This window comes from Paenibacillus sp. FSL R7-0210 (assembly GCF_038009085.1).
In the GTDB taxonomy this organism is placed as follows: Bacteria; Bacillota; Bacilli; order Paenibacillales; family Paenibacillaceae; genus Paenibacillus_AQ; species Paenibacillus_AQ silagei.
This window is the reverse complement of the sequence record NZ_JBBPAR010000001.1, coordinates 6,505,768-6,522,696: the sequence shown is the minus strand read 5'-3', so window position 1 is coordinate 6,522,696 and position 16,929 is coordinate 6,505,768. Positions and strand designations below refer to the sequence as shown.

Here is a 16,929-nt window from a genome sequence, read left to right as displayed (position 1 = left end):
AACCCTCCTGCGTGACTACTACTTCTTCTCAATACCATGAAGCGGGTATTCATCCCGGTTGGACGGGAACTTGAATTCAGCCACATTGTCCCGGTACACTGCCATCTGCTTGATGTAGGAGATCGGAAGGATCGAAGACTGCTCCTGCAGCGTAGTGAGCACAGAGCCGAACAGCCCGGTACGGGCTTTGTCATCTGTGGTAGCCATACCTTCCTTAATCTTCTTGTCGATCTCAGCCTTCATCGGCAAGGCCGCCAGAGTATCCGAGACCCCGTAGCCCGGCTGTACAACGGCAGTCATGAAGGAATGCGGGTCATACGGCGCACCAAACGTCGAGTAGAAATTCATGTCGAACTCATTGGCCTTTCTGCGCTGGATGTAGACGGTCAGCTCGACGCCGGTGATTTTCAGATTCACACCGATCCCCGCCCATTCAGCTTGCAGAGTCTCCGCCATGGACTTCATCGTCAGATCCGCCTTATCATACATCAGCTCCAGCTCAAGCTTCTGTCCATCCTTCTCCCGCACGCCCACACCTGAAGGAAGCTTCCAGCCCGCTTCATCCAGCAGCGCATTCGCCTGCTCCACATCATATTTCACCGGGCTCACCTTGATATTGGCATAAGGCAGATTCGGAGGCAGGATATTGTCCGCCTTCTCCTCCAGCCCCAGCGTCACCCCTTCGACCATCGCTTCCTTATTGAAGCCCATGCTAAGCGCCTGACGGACCTTAAGATCAGCGAGCTTCGCGTTCATGGTATTCAGCACCAGATTGCGGGTTGCGATCGGCTCAGACAGCTTAGTGACGTACTCCCCGGTGCTCTCAAGCTCCTTGTAAGCGTCATAGCTGATGAGACCTTCGCCGTAGATCAGGTCCAGATCCCCTTTTTCAAAAGACAGTACACGGGTCTCCGCATCCGGGATCACCTTCACCACCACCTTGTCCACCTTCGGCTTCTCGCCCCAGTAGTAAGGATTCGGTGTAAAGGTTGCCGATTCATCCTTCTTATACTCGCTTAGCACCCAAGGTCCGGTTCCAATCGGGCTACGAATGCCCTTGGACGTATCGCCATCCTCGGGGAAGCCCGCCTCGCCAAGGAAGCGTACCGGCCGCACCACCGCAAGATCGTACAGTGCCGGATAATATGACTCTGTCAGTGTGAGACGGAACGTAGTGTCATCAACCGCTTCTGTCTTCTCAATCAGCGGGATCATGCCCAGCCATGTGTGCAGCTTCTTATTATGTAAGACCGCATCCATATTCTTCTTCACCAGCTGTGCGGTAAAAGCCGTTCCGTCCGAGAACTTGACGTTGCTGCGGATCTTGAACGTGTATACCTTGCCATCCTGCGACAATGTCCAGGATTCAGCCAGAGCCGGAACAAGCTTCCCGTCCTGATAACTGACAAGCGGCTCATAGATCATAGACTGGGCTAACAGCTGGGACGGATTATATAAATGCGGATTCATCGGTCCGATATCCCGGGGCCACGCCATTGTAAGGGTCTTCGCAGCTTGTGCGTCTCCGGCAGCCGATGATTTCTCCGTAGTATTCGATGAACAGCCTGCAGCGACCATGGATATAACCAACAATACGAGCAGGCCTTGCAGCAGCCTCTTACCTTTAGATGCGAACATAGCGTTGACTTCCTCTTTTCTAATCGAGAATGATTATCATTACAATTTAAAATGTTACTGCACCTGACACAATTCTGTCAATGGTAACGGTTGTATGCTCTGTACATACAAGTGGAAACGGCTTTGCCGTCCTTTTAAAGGACGGTACCGTTTCGGCGAGAAATAGAAGGATAATGTATAGCGTGAAACATATACATTCTTATATTTTCAAAAAACCACCCCAGAATCTGGAGTGGCGATGATGTCATACGGTATATGATTGTTTATCCCTGCTCTTGCCCTTCCTCTTCCGGCTCCCCGAATCCCTCATCCGGCCCGGGTCTGACGTAAGCCTGCAATACGGAATCCAGCAGTCCGGGGAACCGCTCGTCCAGATCTTCCGTCCGCAGGGACAGAATGCGCTGGGTACCCTGCACCCGGGTATGAATGACACCCGCTTCGCGCAGCGTCCGGGCATGGTGGGTTAGCGTGGACTTGGCAATCGGCACCTTGAAGCTGTTGCAGGACTGCGGGCCGTGGTTACAGATCTCCGACACTACATATAGACGGATCGGGTCGCTAAGCGCATAGAGCACCGAGGCGAGCTGAATGTCCTTGCGGTCCGGATGATGGAGCTGCTTCATGAATAAGACTCCTTCAGAGTATATAATAGTACTTCTTTTCACGATGATTTCCTAATTGCATTTTACATTAGCGCATGCTATATTTCAATAGTTCGTAAGTAATCGAACAATACAATAAAAGAATGAAGGAGTGGCTTTCTCATGACCTCATCACCTGCTTCTGAGGGCGATCAAGAGCATTCAATGGCTGCTCCGCAAGCGGCTCTTCCACGGGAAGGACTGTTAACTCTGCTATTCAGCGTTGCTGTCGTCCTCGTTATTATGAACACAGCGATGTTCAATCTGGCCCTGCCTGATGTAACCGAGACCTTCGGCATCACCGCAGCGTCCGCCTCCTGGATTGTAACCGGGTATTCCATCATGTTCTCTATTGCCTCAATCACATACAGCCGGCTCTCGGACTTCCTGCCGATCCGCCGGCTGCTGGTTATCGGGCTGCTCACCTTAGGGCTTGCTGCTGTGGCCGGATTCTTCAGCACCAGCTTCATTTTCCTGCTGATTGTGCGTATTCTGCAAGCCTCGGGGGCAGGCGCCGTGATGTCGCTGTCCCTTGTCCTGTTCACCCGCTACATTCCGCAGGCCCGGCGCGGCAAAGCCATGGCGACGATTATGTCGGCCGTCTCCCTGGGACTGGGTCTGGGTCCGGTAGCCGGCGGCTCCATTGTGGAATACCTCGGCTGGACCTGGCTGTTCGCAGTCACTGCCGCCATTCTGCTGCTGGTGCCGCTGTTCCTGATTCTGCTGCCCAAGGAAGTTCCGGCTCGCGGCTCATTCGACGTTCTGGGCGGGATCTTCCTCGGCGTGGGTACCACCGGTCTGCTGCTGTTCCTGACCAGTGGACTGTGGATCGCGCTGATCGCCGGCGTCGCCGCGATTGCCTTATTTGTAGGGCGTATCCGCACGACCCCTGATCCATTCGTGCTGCCAGCGCTGTTCAGCAACCGGCCATATCTGGTACTGGCGCTGATCGGGGTTGCCTCCTACCTGTGCAGCTTCGCTACCCTGTTCCTGCTGCCGCAGATTCTGACTCACCGCTTCGGCTTCAGCGCCAGCCATGCCGGGCTTGTCATCTTCCCGGGCTCACTGCTGGCCATTTTCGTCTCCCGCCTGGTCGGACGGATGATCGACCGCTACGGCAACACCGGAATTCTGCGCTTCGCACCGCTGCTCGTTCTGGCCGCCACCGTATTGTTCGCCCTATTCGCCGGACAATCCTGGATCGCCGTCATGCTCGTCTACATGATTATGAGCCTGTCATTCACTGTACTGTCGAGCAGTGTATCGAATGAAATCTCGCGTATCCTGCCTGCTTCGCAGATCGGCTCCGGGATGGGGCTCTTCCAGCTGCTGCAGTTCTTCAGCGGTGCCTTCAGCGTCGCGATGGCCGCCAGCGCCCTGGAATGGCAGCGCAGCCTGCCGCTTCAGTCCGCTTACTCCAACATCTACTGGGGATTGTCAGTTGCAGCAATCGTGGCGATCGGCTCCGCCTTCATCTACCTGCGGAGCAGTCAGCGCAGCCCGCTGGCCGAGATGGCGAAAGCCGCAGACTGCTAAATCCGCAACTGCACCATTCACGCATACACCGCACGCCAAAACACCCTGCAGCCTTCACGGCCACAGGGTGTTTCTTATTCCAACCGTCCTCAGACGACCAGATATTCCGCATTTCGTTCACATTCCGCACATTTCGCCGGCGGGTCCCAGTCCGAGAACTCCGTCTCCTTCAGATCGACTACATCTGGTGCATCCTCGTACTCGTCCACAAATTTGTCGATGGCCAGCTCTACGTGTTCCTTACAGACTACATACATTCAATCAAGCATCCCTTTCTGTGCCGCTGCGGCGTAGACTTATACTACTGTTCTACCACACTTCCCTGCAAAAAGGAACCTCACGCAGCGCAAAATACACTCTTATTCCCGCCCCGCAAACTTCCGGACATCCCCGGCAATGAATCCGAGCGCCTCCTGCCAGAAATCCAGGGAATGCACATCAATATCCATCAGCTTCGCAGCGTCTGCGATGCTCCGGGTACTGGTCGCTGAGAGGAACTGTTCATAGCGGCTCACGAACGCCTGCCCCTGCTTTTGGTACTGGGCATACAGCCCCTTGGAGAACAGCAGCCCGAAGGAATACGGGAAGTTCAGGAACTCATTGCCTGCCATATAATACCCGGCCTTGCTAATCCACTGGTAAGGGTGAATGGACCCGGGCAGCACACTATCCCCGTAAGCGGCAGCCATCGACTCCAGCATCAGTGCGTTCAGTTCCTCTAATGGGAGGGGACCGGATAACCGGCGGGCATAGAGCGCGCTCTCGAAGCAGTACCTGGCATAGAAATCGACAATATAATACCCCGCATCCGAGAGACTACGTTCCAGGATCGCATCCGCTTCCTCCGCAGGCAGCGAGTTCAGGAGTTCAACATGAATCAGACTCTCGCAAAAAATCGACGCCGTCTCCGCAATCGGCACCGGATAATCCATATTGACCATCGTATGTCCTGCGAGGCGGCTGGTATGATATGCATGCCCAATCTCGTGAGCCAGCACACTCACATCTATATATTGGCCGTGGAAGCTTGTTATGATCCGGCTCTCTCCAATCGGAACGATATCGACACACATCCCGAAATTGCCTTTCCCGCTGCGCGGCTCGGCATCAATCCAGCGCTCCCCGAACACCTTGCGGGCGAACCCGCCCAGCTCGGGGCTGAATCTGCTGAACCCTGCGATAATCATCGCCTGGGCCTCAGCATAGGTGACGCGGATTGAAGATTCCGTGCCAATGGGCGCAAAAACATCCCAGAACGGCAGCTGTCCCCCCGAATGCCCCAGCCGCCCAGCCTTCTCGGCATAATACTCCCGGAAGACCGGCAGGCTCTCCCGGATGGCCTGAAGCATCACCTCCAGTGTCTCCTCATCCATCCGCGCTGCTTCCAGCACCTTATGCAGCGGGGAAGCATAGCCCCTCAGCTCATAGATGGCTGCCGCCTCACCGGAGACAGCATTGATACAGGCGGCGCTCTGCTCCGCTACGCTGCGGCAAGCCTCATGCTCTGCTTCAGCCGCCGCCCGCCGTACCGCAGGATCGGGGTCGTAGACCAGATTCCGCAGCTCCGCCAGTGTCACACTGCGGGTCACTCCGGCCAGCTCCAGATCGGTCCGCAGTGTAGACAGCGTCTGCATGTACAGCCGCTCCCACGCTTTGGAGCCTGTATTCTGCATCCGGGCAATCACCGCTTCGCCTTCTGCGCTGAGCATATGCTGCGATTTCCCCTGTAATCCGCGCAGATAGAAGCTATGCTGCTCCAGATAAGCGCTGAAACGGAGACTCCGCTCCAGTTCATCCGCGCTTACCCCTGCCAGCCATTTGCTGAAGCGGACCAGAGCTTCACCCGCCCCGCTGGTCACCTCTTCCAGCTCGTCCATCAGATTGACGGCTTCCTCACACTGGCTGTCCGCACTGAATCGCAGCTCCGCGTAGCTGAACAGACGCAAATATAGCTGTTGATACGCATTATATTGTTTAAGGAACTCTTCCATCAGTTCTGCAGGAGCCTGCCCGCTAACGGGCTGCGAGGCCGACCATGTATTCAGCTCCCCGGCAAGGCTCTCCACCTGCCGGCGGTCCTGCTGAAATCCCTCCGACTCGAACGAGGGATAGATCCGGTCCAGATTCCATGTTAATTCGCATGTTGTTGATTCCATTGATTAATCTCTCCTTATTTATAATCGCAGGAGCCCTCCGTTATCACATGCTTCCACCCCGTTCTAATTGAACCTGACAGGATCATCCAGTTAAGTGTACCTTAATTTCCGGGGTTTGTCCTATTCACCGGGCATGGACACGATTACATCCGGCCAGAACACCCAGCACTTTCGCCCAATGTGATCGGTTTTCCGATTACATCCGACCCGCACACCCCAGCACTCGCCCAATGTGATCGGTTTTCCGATTACATCCCGCCCGAACACCCAGCACTCGCCCAATGTGATCGGTTTTCCGATTACATCCCGCCCGAACACCCAGCACTCGCCCAATGTGATCGGTTTTCCGATTACATTGGGCGCACGTGCAAAAAAAGCTCTTCCTGCCCCCAGCGGGACAGGAAGAGCTTTTACCTTTGTACTCACACACTTACCTCGGCTCTAATCCTAGCCTCTACACACCATCTGCCCCATTCAGATATTGACCCGGGCGGTCCAGCTCATAAAGCTTGCGGTAACGCGGCTGCCGCTCCATCAGCTCGGCATGGGTGCCGCGCATCTCCACTTGGCCGTTCTCCATGAAAATGACCTCGTCCATCTGCTCGGCGCCCACCAGATGATGCGTGACCCAGATCAGCGTCTTGCCGGCCATTGCCTCGAACATCGTGGCCAGCAGCTCGCGCTCCGTGCGCGGGTCGAGGCCAACGGTTGGCTCATCCAGCACAACCACCGGCGTATTCTGCAGCAGAATACGGGCCAAGGCCATCCGCTGGCGCTCTCCGCCGGAGAAGCGCTGCCCCGCCTCGCGTACCGGAGTATCATAGCCCTCCGGCAGCGAAGAGATCAGCGTATCCAGCTTCGCCAGGGCTGCCGCCTGCTGGACCGCTGCCTCCGAAGCCCCCGGGTCCCCGAGCCGGATATTGTTCGCCACCGTGGTGTCGAACAGATGCGGGCTCTGGTTCAGCACCGCGATGAGCTGCGGAATCCGCTCACCGTAAGCCGCAGCATCGATCCCGTTAATCGTCACGGAGCCGATGGTGGGCGCAATCACGCCCTGCACCAGCTTGAGCAGTGTCGATTTACCGGCTCCGCTGCGGCCGATCACTGCAACCTTCCGCCCCTGCGGCAGCGCAAGGTCCAATTGCTGAACAGAGAAGTCGTCACCTGCCGCATAGCGGTAGCCCGCCGACTTCAGTTCAATCTGAACCTGTCCGCTGGCCTTAGCCGCCTGCAGCGCAGCGGCAGCCTGAGCTTCCGCTCCGGTACTCCCAGCAGCAGTTCCCGCGCTAAGCGGTGCATCTCCCGCTGCGGCTTCCACGCCCTCCAGCCGCTCCAGTGAATTCCGGTATTGCGGAATTTTCTCCACAGCCTCGGATACGGGCAGGAAGGCATCTGCCACCGGGAAGACCACCAGCACGAACGCCGCAATGAGCGTTCCGGCAATCGCCCCTTCAGCATACTGTCCAGCCGCCCAGTATAACAAAGACAACACGGCCAGGCCAACAACGGCCTGCCCGATGAACATACGCAGCCGTGCCCAGCGCCGCAGCGAACCGTCTATGCGGGCAACCGCCTGCTCGTCCGCTTCGTACGTATCGACGAACTGGCTCTGCCGCCCGCTGATAACCCAGTCGCTTAAGCCGAGGACAGCATCGGTCAGCTTTTGATACAACCGGTTCCGCTCCTGCTTCACCTGACGCTGACGCTTCTGGGTCAACAAGAGGGAGATCAGCGGTAATACGACTACCAGCACCAGCATATAGAGTCCCATAAGCAGAGCAAAGGCCACATCGAACGTCCCGAGCGCAATCATTGCCGCTGCATAGATCAATAGCGCGATAATACTCGGAAAGACCGTACGCAGATACACATTCTGTAAATATTCGATATCATCGGCAAGCATACCGAGAATATCCCCGGTACGGAAGCGCGTGGATAAGAACAGTGCCTGCGGCTCCAGCATATGGTACAGCCGGACCCGCATCTTCGACAGAATGCGCAGAATCGTGTCATGTCCCACCAGCCGTTCCACATAGTGGATGACAGCCCGGCTGGTCCCGAAGGTACGCACACCAACAATGGGGACATAGATCATCAGTATATTTTCCGGCGGAATCGAGGCCTTCGAGATCAGGAAGCCGGACGTGTACATCAGCGAAGACGCTGAGAAGATCGTCAGCGCGCCCAGCAAGATAATTAACACGAACCGCCAGAAGTAGGCAGAGTAATAGGGAGCAAACCATCCTTCACGTTTCAATGGATTCCCTCCAATTGACTTTGAATAAGCTCATAATAAGCACCCCTCCGCGCAGTCAGCTCGTCGTGTGTGCCTATTTCAGCCACCCGTCCCTGCTGCATAACGACAATCAGATCCATGTCGATCATCCAGTGCAGGCGGTGTGTAGCCAGGAATACCAGCTTACCCTCGAACAGCGGCAGCATCGTCTCCTTCAGCTCATATTCCGTCTCAATGTCCAGATGGGCCGTCGGCTCATCCAGCAGCATGATGGGGCGGCTGCTCAGCAGAGCGCGGGCCAGAGCCACACGCTGCTCCTGTCCGCCGCTGAGCGAACGGCCGCCGCCGCCGATCATTTCGTTCAATCCCTCCGGCAGCGAGGACACCAGCTTCGATAAACCTGCCGACTCCAGCGCGGCAGCTACCGCTTCCTGCGAAGCCTCAGGATAATAGAACCGGACATTATCAGCCAGAGTGCCGCTGAAGATATACGGGCGCTGCGGAATATAAGCCGTCTGCTTCCGCCACCCCTCATCGGTTAGCGCACTGACCAGGCTTCCATTGATCGTAAGGCTTCCGGAGGTTGGATGAAGAAAGCCGCCCAGAATATCTACAAGCGTAGACTTGCCTGCCCCGCTCTCCCCGATAATACCGATTCTGGCATATCCCCTGAAGTCGAGATTCACCCCTTCGAGCGAGGATACACCGTCAGCTTCATATTGTACGCCCACCGCATGAAGCCGAAGTTCACTATCATTGTTCCACGTGAAAACGCCTCCCGGCAGCTCTCCTCCATCGCCCTTCACCGCTCCCTGCCCACCCGGCTCCAGCAGCTTCGCCTGGACCGTCTCACGGTCAATGATGCTCTTCATCGCTTCTCCGGCTTCCTTGCCGTCCAGTGTGGCATGGAAATCTGCACCCACCAGCCGCACCGGCAGGAAATATTCCGGCGCGAGAATCAGGATCGTCAGTCCGGTAACCAGCGTCATCTGCTCATTGACCAGACGCAGACCGAGACTTACCGCTACCGAAGCGACAGACAGCATGGTGAAGAAGTCCAGTGCGAACGATGACAGGAAGGCGACTCGCAGCGTACGCATGGTTGCTGAACGGTAGCGGTCACTGACCTTAGCAATACTCTCACTGTGACTGCGGCTGCGTCCAAGATATTTCAGCGTCTCCAGACCGCGCAGCGAATCCACGAAGTGATTCGATAAGGTACGGTAGGACTTCAGCTGACGGTCCATCTGCTTGCGGGCCGTCATCCCGATCAGGATCATGAATACAATAATGATCGGCATCGTTAAGGTAAGAATGACACCGCTGGACGTATCCAGGGTGAATACATAGATAAGCAGCAGAGCGGGTGTTACCGCCATACCGACCATCCGCGGAATAATCAGCTCCAGGTATGTGCGGAACTTCGTTACTCCTTCAAGCACTAATGTGACCATATTTCCGGTCCCCCGGTCGCCAGCCAGCCTTGGTCCCAGCTGGAACAGCTTGTCCATCATCTGTCTCCGCATGCTGCTGCCGGTCGCTTCCGCGAAGCGGTACGCCGCCCGGCTCATCAGCATAGCGCAGGCATGACGCACAAGAAACGCAAGAAGGAACAAGAGCGCTCTAGCCCCTTGTTCCTTCAGCGGTTCTCCCGCAAACAGCGCAGAGACAGCTTCTGCCAGCGACTTCGCCAGCAGAAGAATGGAGAAGCTTTGCACCAGGGTCAGGAAGCCAACCAGCAGAAAGACAGGCTTAACTCCTTTGTACCCAAGCAAATTTTTATCCATTAGTATTCAAGATGCTCCTTCTCATGAACCCGTTTGTGGAAGATGAAATAACTCCAGATTTGATAGCCCAGCACGAACGGCAGCAGGGTCAGCGCTACAATCGTCATCACCTTCAGCGAATATTGGCCGGAGGCCGCATTCGTAATCGTCAGGTTGAATGCCTGATCCAGCGAGCTGATCATCACCCGCGGGAACAGTCCGATGAAGATCGATGCAACAGACAGCGCCATCACAGCACCAGTCATCCCGAAGGCATAGCCGTCCTTCTTCTTAGTCATGAAATACCCGGCCAGCAGATAAGCGGCTACAGCGAGAACGACTACAATCCACAGCAGCGTTCCGCGTTTATCGAAGATATCCGTCATAGTATATGTCATCACAACGAAGGCTACCAAGAGCGCCGCCAGTGGAATCAGCAGCTTCTGGGCCAGCTTACGCGCCCGTTCCTGCAGATCTCCAAGCGTGCGGAGCGTAGTGAACATCAGCCCGTGTACCAGACACAGCAGGACGACCGTAATCCCTGCAACCACTGTATAAGCATTGACGATATCGAAGAATCCGGCATACATCTGCATATCCTTGTCGATCGGCAAGCCCTTGATGAAGCTGGCGAATACCACGGCGAGCAGGAACGGCGGCAGGAAGCTGCCGAAGAAGATGCAGACATCCCATGTTTTTTGCCAAGCCTTGGAATCGCGCTTGCCTCTGAATTCGAAGGCGACACCACGGGCGATTAACGCCAGCAGAGCAAATACAAACGGAATATAGAAACCGCTGAACAACGTAGCATACCAATGCGGGAAGGCCGCGAACATGGCACCGGCGCCCGTAATCAGCCATACCTCATTCGCATCCCAGAACGGCCCGATCGAATTGATCAGTATCCGTCGCTCCGTATCATTCTTGGCCAGAATCTGCGTCTCCATTCCTACACCGAAGTCGAAGCCTTCCAGGAAGAAGAACCCGACGAACAGCACCGCAATCAGCAGAAACCATAATTCATTAAGTGACATAGGTTAGCCCTCCTTGTTATACGGATCGTGGGATTCACCGTGTTCGTTATCCATAGCATAAGGACCTTTTTTGATCACTTTGACGAACAGGCCGACTAGCACTGCACCCAATATGGCATAGATCGCGGTAAAAGAAATCACCGAGAACAGTACCTGTCCGCTGGTAATATTAGGTGATACACTGTCTTCTGTAGTCATAAGTCCGAATACAGTCCATGGCTGACGCCCGATCTCTGTCATAATCCAGCCGGCCGTGTTGGCAATCGGCGGAAGCAGCAGTCCCCAGAACATGAAGCGCATGAACCAGGTATTGGGTCTGTCCATCTTTTTACGCCACATGAGGTAGATCGCGTATACCCCAAACAGTATCATCAGCGAGCCTGCAGCCACCATGATCCGGAAGCTCCAGAAGGTTGTTTTGACCGGCGGAATATAATCTCCTGGCCCATAGGCCACTTCATACTCCTGCTGCAGCTCCAGCATCCCCTTCACTTCACCGGAGAATTTACTGTAGGACAGGAAGCTCAGCAGATACGGAACCTGAACTTCATTGCTGTTGGTCTGGTTCTTCACATCGATATTGGCAAATACCGTCCAAGGTGCCGGGTCGCCGCTCTCGCCCCACAGCGCTTCGGATGCGGCCATCTTCATTGGCTGTGTCTCTACCAGATATTGAGCCTGTGCATGTCCTGCAACCGCAACGCCGAAGGAAGAGATAACCCCTACAATTGCTGCAATCTCGAATGATTTTCGGAAGAAGGCAACGTCCTGCTTCTTAAGCAATTTGTATGCACTGATCCCTGTTACCAGGAAGGCGCCTGTAGCGTAAGCGGCAAGGACTGTATGCGGAAATTCCACCAGCAGCTGGCCATTTGTAATCAGTGCGAAGATGTCATTCATCTCAGCACGGCCATTGTTAATCTGGAAGCCAACCGGATGCTGCATGAATGAGTTAGCCAGCAGAATCCAGAATGCCGACAGCATCGTTCCGAAGGCGACCAGCCAGATGGATAACAGATGAATCCGCTTGGATACCTTATCCCAGCCGAAGATCCAGATTCCGATGAACGTGGACTCCAGGAAGAAGGCCAACAAGGCTTCAATCGCAAGCGGAGCCCCGAACACATCACCGACGAAGCGCGAATAATCCGACCAGTTCATCCCGAACTGGAACTCCTGCAAGATCCCTGTTACTACACCTACTGCGAAGTTAATCAGGAATAGCTTCCCCCAGAATTGCGCCATTCTTTTGTACTCTTCATTGCCCTTTCTTACGTACATGGTCTCCATAATGGCAATTATGAGCGCAAGTCCGATCGATACTGGCACAAAGAAATAATGAAAAATTGTCGTCGACGCAAATTGTATACGCGACAGCAGTACTGTATCCATATTTCTCCCCTTCCTTCTCCCCATTTCGTTATGTCTATTTTGTCAAATTCCCATCACTCAAAGTGTGATAATTATCACATTATACGCCCCGTTTAGGCATAAAAAACAATAAATTTGTGACAAATATCACAATTTTGCATTTAAAAGCAAAAAAAATAAGACGGTTTCACCGTCTTGAAGATGTCCTGCATATATAGTTGTCTTGACTCATAAAGGTATTGGTCTAGGTAATGGAAATACCTTTCTTAAGCGATTTGAGATCGCCATTTGAATTAAGCAATTGCGGCAGCATCTTCATGCTACGAACCATTGGGGAATGACAGAGACGGCAGGAAGGCGCATGTTCAAATGCGAAATTATCCCTCATCCATCCATTACAATCCTCATTGGTACAGGCCCAAATTGCGGTATTTTCTTCCGGTACTTCCTCCAAAGGCTTTTTCCGGTAGTTCATTGCCGTTCCTCCCTTCCTTTATGTTGCAAGCAAGTGATGATAAAAAAAGACCGTCCCAACTTTCACAAGCGGGGACGGTACCTTCTATTAATTACAGTTTTACAACGTTTTCGGCTTGTGGTCCGCGGTTGCCTTGAACAACGTTGAATTCAACGCGTTGGCCTTCGTCCAAAGTTTTGAAGCCGTCGCCAGTGATTGCGCTGAAGTGAACGAATACGTCGCTTCCGCCTTCAACTTCGATGAAACCGAATCCTTTTTCTGCGTTGAACCATTTAACTGTACCTGTTTGCATGTGTGTTACCTCCACAAATTTAAATTAATATGTTCTTTTTATCTTCAGACAAAGAAAAAATTCACACATTGAGAAAGGTTGTAGCTTTGGTTGACAGCCCTTTTCAATGCGAGAATAAGGTATCAATGTAAGAACAATTTCATGTTACCACACCTTAATAACAAAGGCAAGCTGTTCTATCCTAATTCCTCCTTTTTTTCCCTTATAAGGACTACTTCCCAATGTAAGGGCTACCAGTCATAATAAATTGTAATATTTATACCCATTGCTACCAATTACCCCATTTATTTATTCTTGAAACAGCCCCGCCCTCTTCTTTTTTTCCTGAAAAGGACGGCTTGAACTGTTTCCGTAATCGTGACTGCCTCATTATTATATACGGCCATTTCCAATTTTATTCCTCTGGCTTCTCAAGAAGCTGGACTGTGGTCTGCTTCACTTCACCATTGCGGTAGAAGGTAATCTTCAGCTTATCGCCGATCTTGGTATGATCGTACAGATATTTGCGCAGCGACAGCGTGGAGGTAATCGGCTTATCGTTGAACTTGGTAATCACATCGTTAAGCTGCAGACCCGCTTCCTTCGCCGGTCCCACAGCATCCAGAACCACAACCCCATCGGTCACTAGAGACGGAAGATTGAGCTCCTTACGCTGGTCATCGGCCAGCGGTACATAAGGATTATTCAGATCCACTGAATAGACGCCCAGGTATGACCGGGCTATCCGGCCTTTGGAGGTAAGCTCATTGGCTGTATCCACCACATGATTGGAGGGAATCGCAAAGCCCAGTCCCTCTACCCCCGTATCGGAGATCTTCATCGTATTGATACCAATCACCTTGCCGTCCAGATCCACTAGTGCGCCCCCACTGTTGCCCTCGTTAATGGCCGCATCCGTCTGGATCACTTCCTGCTCCCAATCGTACACGCCGTCCTGGTTCAGTGACACCGGTATCGTCCGCTCTGTGTAGCTGACTATGCCGGAAGTCAGTGTATCTCCAAGCCCCAGCGGGTTGCCGATGGCAATGACAGTCTCACCCAGACGCAGCTTGGAGGAATCCCCGATCTCAGCAATCCGGTCGATTCCCTTGCCGTCAATGGAGAGCACAGCAATATCGCTCACCTTGTCGGCACCTACCAGCTCCGCCTTGTGTGTCACGCCGTCTACTGTAACCACTTCCAGCTTGCCGGCACCCTCAATGACATGATTATTCGTGATGATAAATGCCTTATTGTCATCCTTCTTATAGATAACTCCCGAGCCTAGCGCGGATTCATCGAGAATATTAAGTTCCTTATTATCTTGTTTATGATTAATGATGCTCACTACCGCAGGGCGGATATGTGCAGCAGCCTGAATAATCCGGTCATACGGATCTGCGCTGCTCGCAGCCACCTTATCAATAACCACCGGAGCCTGAGCTCTCTCAGCGGCGAACTGTCCCGTTACCAGACTGAACAGCAGCACAGCCGCTACAGCACTGCAGACAGAGCTGATCAGCGCGATCTGCCAGGTTGCCAGCGACCGCTTCGATTTGCGGACAGCCCACTTGCCGTCAGCATATCCGCCGGTTGATTTAGATTTGCCGCTTTTGCGCCGTGACACCTTGGTTGAATAGAAATCATCATCAAATAATCCCATGTTACACTCTCTCCCCTCTATTGCCACCGCATTCACGACCTGAACGCCAAGCAACCACGCCCGAGCTTAACCGCTATATCTCTTAGACTTCATGAAGTACTAAAAGGTTTCACTTGATTTATTCACCACATTCCAGTGGGTTCTAAGCGCAAGGGATGTCTATTATTCTAATAAGCTACTAAAAAGTTTAACAAGCTTGTATCCGGAATATTTTGCAACTTAAAAGACTACAATAGGATTAGAACGCTCTATATGATTGTATCACAGGCAGCCGCGCTGCCCACATGTTTTCTATGTTAAATAAATGTAAATTATTCACAGATTCAATACTATCCATTTCACAAGGAGGGCCGGACTATGGAGTCTTTTTCAACAAGTAAGGATCTGGTGCAATTCATTGGCAAGCTGGGGGACCTGAAGGATGAGCATTATCAGCTGATTCTTGTCCAGCATGCAATGATTGAGCTGTTAATTGATAAAGGGCTATTCTCCCGCCAGGAGCTGGAGCACAAGATTACCGAGGTTGACCGTCTTATGACTGGCTCACCTTATCCCATGGCGTAGGCCGGTCATAGTAGGTGTCGCAGAGCCTGAACTCACTGTCTTTGTAAAAGCAGCCCCGGTCCTCCATCGCCCCGCGCACGGACATCTTCGCCAGATCCATCATATTATGGTCTCTGCTCAGATGTGCCAGATAGGCGCGCTTGGTCCGCCCGCTCAGAATCTCGCTGAGCGCTGCGCCTGCCGCCTCATTGGACAGATGCCCCAGATCGCCGAGAATCCGCCGCTTCGTATTCCAGGGATAACGCCCCATCCGCAGCATTTCGATATCATGATTCGACTCCAGCACCAGCACATCGGCATCCGATATGGCCGTTCTCACCTTGTCGCTGACATACCCGAGGTCTGTAGCAACACACAGCTTCTCCTTGCCGTCATAGAAATTGTAAGCTACCGGCTCTGCGGCATCGTGGGAGATGGCGAAGGATTCCACCCGCATACTGCCGAAATCCCGGTGCTGCCCGGTCTCCATAATGACCCGGTTATGCTCCTCAATCTTGCCAATCCCCTTCTCAATCGCTCCCCAGGTGTTCGAATTCGCATAGATCGGAAGATTATACTTGCGGGCCATCGCGCCCAGCCCCTTAATATGATCCGAATGCTCGTGGGTCACAAGAATTCCGTCCAGCTCCGCTCCCGTCAGTTCGCGCATGGCCAGCAGTTCGTCAATGCGCTTCGCGCTCAGACCCGCGTCGATCATAAGTGTGGTCTCGCCGTTACGCACCACTGTCACATTCCCGGTAGAACCGCTGGACAGTACTGTAAATGAAATCCCCATATCTCTCCTGCTCCTTCTACTCTGTTGTCTTCGGACTGATAATGTCTGCACTGATCGCATCCATATAATAAGCGCTGCCGTCCTCCAGCATGAACCGCCACATCGGCGAAGCCACCTGGCTCTCGGAGTTGAACAGCTCGCCGTAATAGCCCAGCTCAATCTCCTTCACTGCAGAACCCGCAGGAAAATACTTCTCGATCAGACTGCTAAGCGCCTGCGAAGCCGGAAGCACCTTCTGCAGATCCTCGCTCCGGCTTGCTGCGATCTCAATCTTCGGCCAGCGGTAGGCCACAATCTTCTGGTCACTGTTAATCAGCTCCAGCCGCACTCTGAACAGAGACCACTTGTTATCCACCAGCGGATGGAGGACGAACTTGCCGACCTCACTCTCCTGTGAATCGAACCGGTAATTGGCAATGTCGGGAATCTGGCTCTTCAGCAGATTGCTAAGCTCCGAGAACGAGGAGTACATCAGCTTGCTGTCGATCGGCTCCTTTAGCTTCACAGGCAGTTCATTCTGCTCTTCGGCCGAATAACGGTACGTGATATCAGGCAGCTGCGGAGTGGCAGCCGGAATCGGGCACAGCAGCCGGATGTTCTTCTCCTCCATCACCGCCTGAGTCTCTGCGGACAGGGAAGTGAAGTCAAGTCCCGCACTGACCTGATCGCGCACATCGATCCATAGCTGATAGCACAGCAGCAGATTCAGCACCAGAAAGGCATATATCAGTACACTCTTGGCCCTTCCCCAGTCCATAACGTCCCTCCTCGAATCGGTATTCTGCCCGCTTGGCTTAACTCCG

Annotated in this window: 15 protein-coding genes; 2 read left to right on the top strand and 13 right to left on the bottom strand. The window is 53.6% G+C overall.

From position 1 onward, the window contains the following. Window positions 1–18: 18 nt before the first annotated feature. The gene (gene nikA, locus MKY64_RS27635; protein WP_340956956.1) at window positions 19–1,638 is read right to left on the bottom strand and encodes a nickel ABC transporter substrate-binding protein; all 1,620 of its coding nucleotides are present in this window, start codon (window positions 1,636–1,638) and stop codon (window positions 19–21) included. Between the two features lie 263 nt (window positions 1,639–1,901). Then, window positions 1,902–2,261 (bottom strand): ArsR/SmtB family transcription factor, encoded by a 360-nt coding sequence (locus tag MKY64_RS27630; RefSeq protein ID WP_036728009.1) that lies wholly within the window; start codon window positions 2,259–2,261, stop codon window positions 1,902–1,904. 141 nt (window positions 2,262–2,402) lie between these two features. On the opposite strand from MKY64_RS27630, the gene MKY64_RS27625 reads away from it, so the two are divergent. Next, window positions 2,403–3,815, top strand: coding sequence for an MFS transporter (locus tag MKY64_RS27625; protein WP_340956954.1), 1,413 nt, complete (start codon window positions 2,403–2,405; stop codon window positions 3,813–3,815). A gap of 89 nt (window positions 3,816–3,904) precedes the next feature. Here the strand turns inward: MKY64_RS27625 and MKY64_RS27620 are convergent, their stop codons facing one another. The 9 genes from MKY64_RS27620 to MKY64_RS27580 all read right to left on the bottom strand — a co-directional run bounded on the left by MKY64_RS27620 (window position 3,905) and on the right by MKY64_RS27580 (window position 14,787). After that, window positions 3,905–4,072, bottom strand: a complete 168-nt coding sequence (locus MKY64_RS27620; RefSeq protein ID WP_063829067.1) for a CxxH/CxxC protein — start codon at window positions 4,070–4,072, stop codon at window positions 3,905–3,907. A 102-nt stretch (window positions 4,073–4,174) separates the two neighbouring features. Next, window positions 4,175–5,971 carry a M3 family oligoendopeptidase gene (locus MKY64_RS27615; RefSeq protein WP_340956952.1) on the bottom strand — a complete coding sequence of 599 codons (1,797 nt, stop codon included), beginning with the start codon at window positions 5,969–5,971 and terminating at the stop codon, window positions 4,175–4,177. A 454-nt stretch (window positions 5,972–6,425) separates the two neighbouring features. Beyond that, window positions 6,426–8,228, bottom strand: coding sequence for a thiol reductant ABC exporter subunit CydC (gene cydC, locus MKY64_RS27610; RefSeq protein ID WP_036728012.1), 1,803 nt, complete (start codon window positions 8,226–8,228; stop codon window positions 6,426–6,428). Then, a complete protein-coding gene (gene cydD, locus MKY64_RS27605; protein ID WP_340956948.1) occupies window positions 8,225–9,994 on the bottom strand; it encodes a thiol reductant ABC exporter subunit CydD in 1,770 nt (589 codons plus the stop codon). The genes cydC and cydD overlap by 4 nt, the downstream gene beginning before the upstream one ends. Further along, window positions 9,994–11,007 carry a cytochrome d ubiquinol oxidase subunit II gene (gene cydB / locus MKY64_RS27600; RefSeq protein ID WP_036728016.1) on the bottom strand — a complete coding sequence of 338 codons (1,014 nt, stop codon included), beginning with the start codon at window positions 11,005–11,007 and terminating at the stop codon, window positions 9,994–9,996. Before cydB ends, cydD begins: the two co-directional genes overlap by 1 nt. A 3-nt stretch (window positions 11,008–11,010) precedes the next feature. Further along, complete coding sequence (locus tag MKY64_RS27595) at window positions 11,011–12,399, bottom strand: cytochrome ubiquinol oxidase subunit I (RefSeq protein ID WP_209879254.1); 1,389 nt, start codon at window positions 12,397–12,399, stop codon at window positions 11,011–11,013. A gap of 223 nt (window positions 12,400–12,622) precedes the next feature. Continuing rightward, the gene (locus MKY64_RS27590; protein WP_036699797.1) at window positions 12,623–12,853 is read right to left on the bottom strand and encodes a cold-shock protein; all 231 of its coding nucleotides are present in this window, start codon (window positions 12,851–12,853) and stop codon (window positions 12,623–12,625) included. 91 nt (window positions 12,854–12,944) lie between these two features. After that, the gene (locus MKY64_RS27585; protein ID WP_019914582.1) at window positions 12,945–13,145 is read right to left on the bottom strand and encodes a cold-shock protein; all 201 of its coding nucleotides are present in this window, start codon (window positions 13,143–13,145) and stop codon (window positions 12,945–12,947) included. 394 nt (window positions 13,146–13,539) lie between these two features. After that, window positions 13,540–14,787 (bottom strand): S1C family serine protease, encoded by a 1,248-nt coding sequence (locus tag MKY64_RS27580; protein WP_340956943.1) that lies wholly within the window; start codon window positions 14,785–14,787, stop codon window positions 13,540–13,542. 357 nt (window positions 14,788–15,144) lie between these two features. Here MKY64_RS27580 and MKY64_RS27575 point away from each other — a divergent pair, with 357 nt between their 5' ends. Beyond that, the gene (locus tag MKY64_RS27575; RefSeq protein ID WP_209879260.1) at window positions 15,145–15,351 is read left to right on the top strand and encodes a hypothetical protein; all 207 of its coding nucleotides are present in this window, start codon (window positions 15,145–15,147) and stop codon (window positions 15,349–15,351) included. Here MKY64_RS27575 and MKY64_RS27570 read toward each other — a convergent pair. Next, entirely contained in the window at window positions 15,320–16,126 is an 807-nt protein-coding gene (locus MKY64_RS27570; protein ID WP_036699804.1) for an MBL fold metallo-hydrolase, read from the bottom strand. The two genes, MKY64_RS27575 and MKY64_RS27570, sit on opposite strands and share 32 nt — an antisense overlap. Before the next feature lie 16 nt (window positions 16,127–16,142). Continuing rightward, the gene (yycI, locus tag MKY64_RS27565; protein WP_076081897.1) at window positions 16,143–16,883 is read right to left on the bottom strand and encodes a two-component system regulatory protein YycI; all 741 of its coding nucleotides are present in this window, start codon (window positions 16,881–16,883) and stop codon (window positions 16,143–16,145) included. Window positions 16,884–16,929 lie beyond the last annotated feature (46 nt).

Excerpts from the sequence above, each read along its gene's own strand:
- nikA (WP_340956956.1), bottom strand. The coding sequence starts at position 1,638 with ATGTTCGCATCTAAAGGTAAGAGGCTGCTGCAAGGCCTGCTCGTATTG.
- MKY64_RS27630 (WP_036728009.1), bottom strand. The coding sequence starts at position 2,261 with ATGAAGCAGCTCCATCATCCGGACCGCAAGGACATTCAGCTCGCCTCG.
- MKY64_RS27625 (WP_340956954.1), top strand. The coding sequence starts at position 2,403 with ATGACCTCATCACCTGCTTCTGAGGGCGATCAAGAGCATTCAATGGCT.
- MKY64_RS27620 (WP_063829067.1), bottom strand. The coding sequence starts at position 4,072 with ATGTATGTAGTCTGTAAGGAACACGTAGAGCTGGCCATCGACAAATTT.
- MKY64_RS27615 (WP_340956952.1), bottom strand. The coding sequence starts at position 5,971 with ATGGAATCAACAACATGCGAATTAACATGGAATCTGGACCGGATCTAT.
- cydD (WP_340956948.1), bottom strand. The coding sequence starts at position 9,994 with ATGGATAAAAATTTGCTTGGGTACAAAGGAGTTAAGCCTGTCTTTCTG.
- cydB (WP_036728016.1), bottom strand. The coding sequence starts at position 11,007 with ATGTCACTTAATGAATTATGGTTTCTGCTGATTGCGGTGCTGTTCGTC.
- MKY64_RS27595 (WP_209879254.1), bottom strand. The coding sequence starts at position 12,399 with ATGGATACAGTACTGCTGTCGCGTATACAATTTGCGTCGACGACAATT.
- MKY64_RS27590 (WP_036699797.1), bottom strand. The coding sequence starts at position 12,853 with ATGAACTACCGGAAAAAGCCTTTGGAGGAAGTACCGGAAGAAAATACC.
- MKY64_RS27585 (WP_019914582.1), bottom strand. The coding sequence starts at position 13,145 with ATGCAAACAGGTACAGTTAAATGGTTCAACGCAGAAAAAGGATTCGGT.
- MKY64_RS27580 (WP_340956943.1), bottom strand. The coding sequence starts at position 14,787 with ATGGGATTATTTGATGATGATTTCTATTCAACCAAGGTGTCACGGCGC.
- MKY64_RS27575 (WP_209879260.1), top strand. The coding sequence starts at position 15,145 with ATGGAGTCTTTTTCAACAAGTAAGGATCTGGTGCAATTCATTGGCAAG.
- MKY64_RS27570 (WP_036699804.1), bottom strand. The coding sequence starts at position 16,126 with ATGGGGATTTCATTTACAGTACTGTCCAGCGGTTCTACCGGGAATGTG.
- yycI (WP_076081897.1), bottom strand. The coding sequence starts at position 16,883 with ATGGACTGGGGAAGGGCCAAGAGTGTACTGATATATGCCTTTCTGGTG.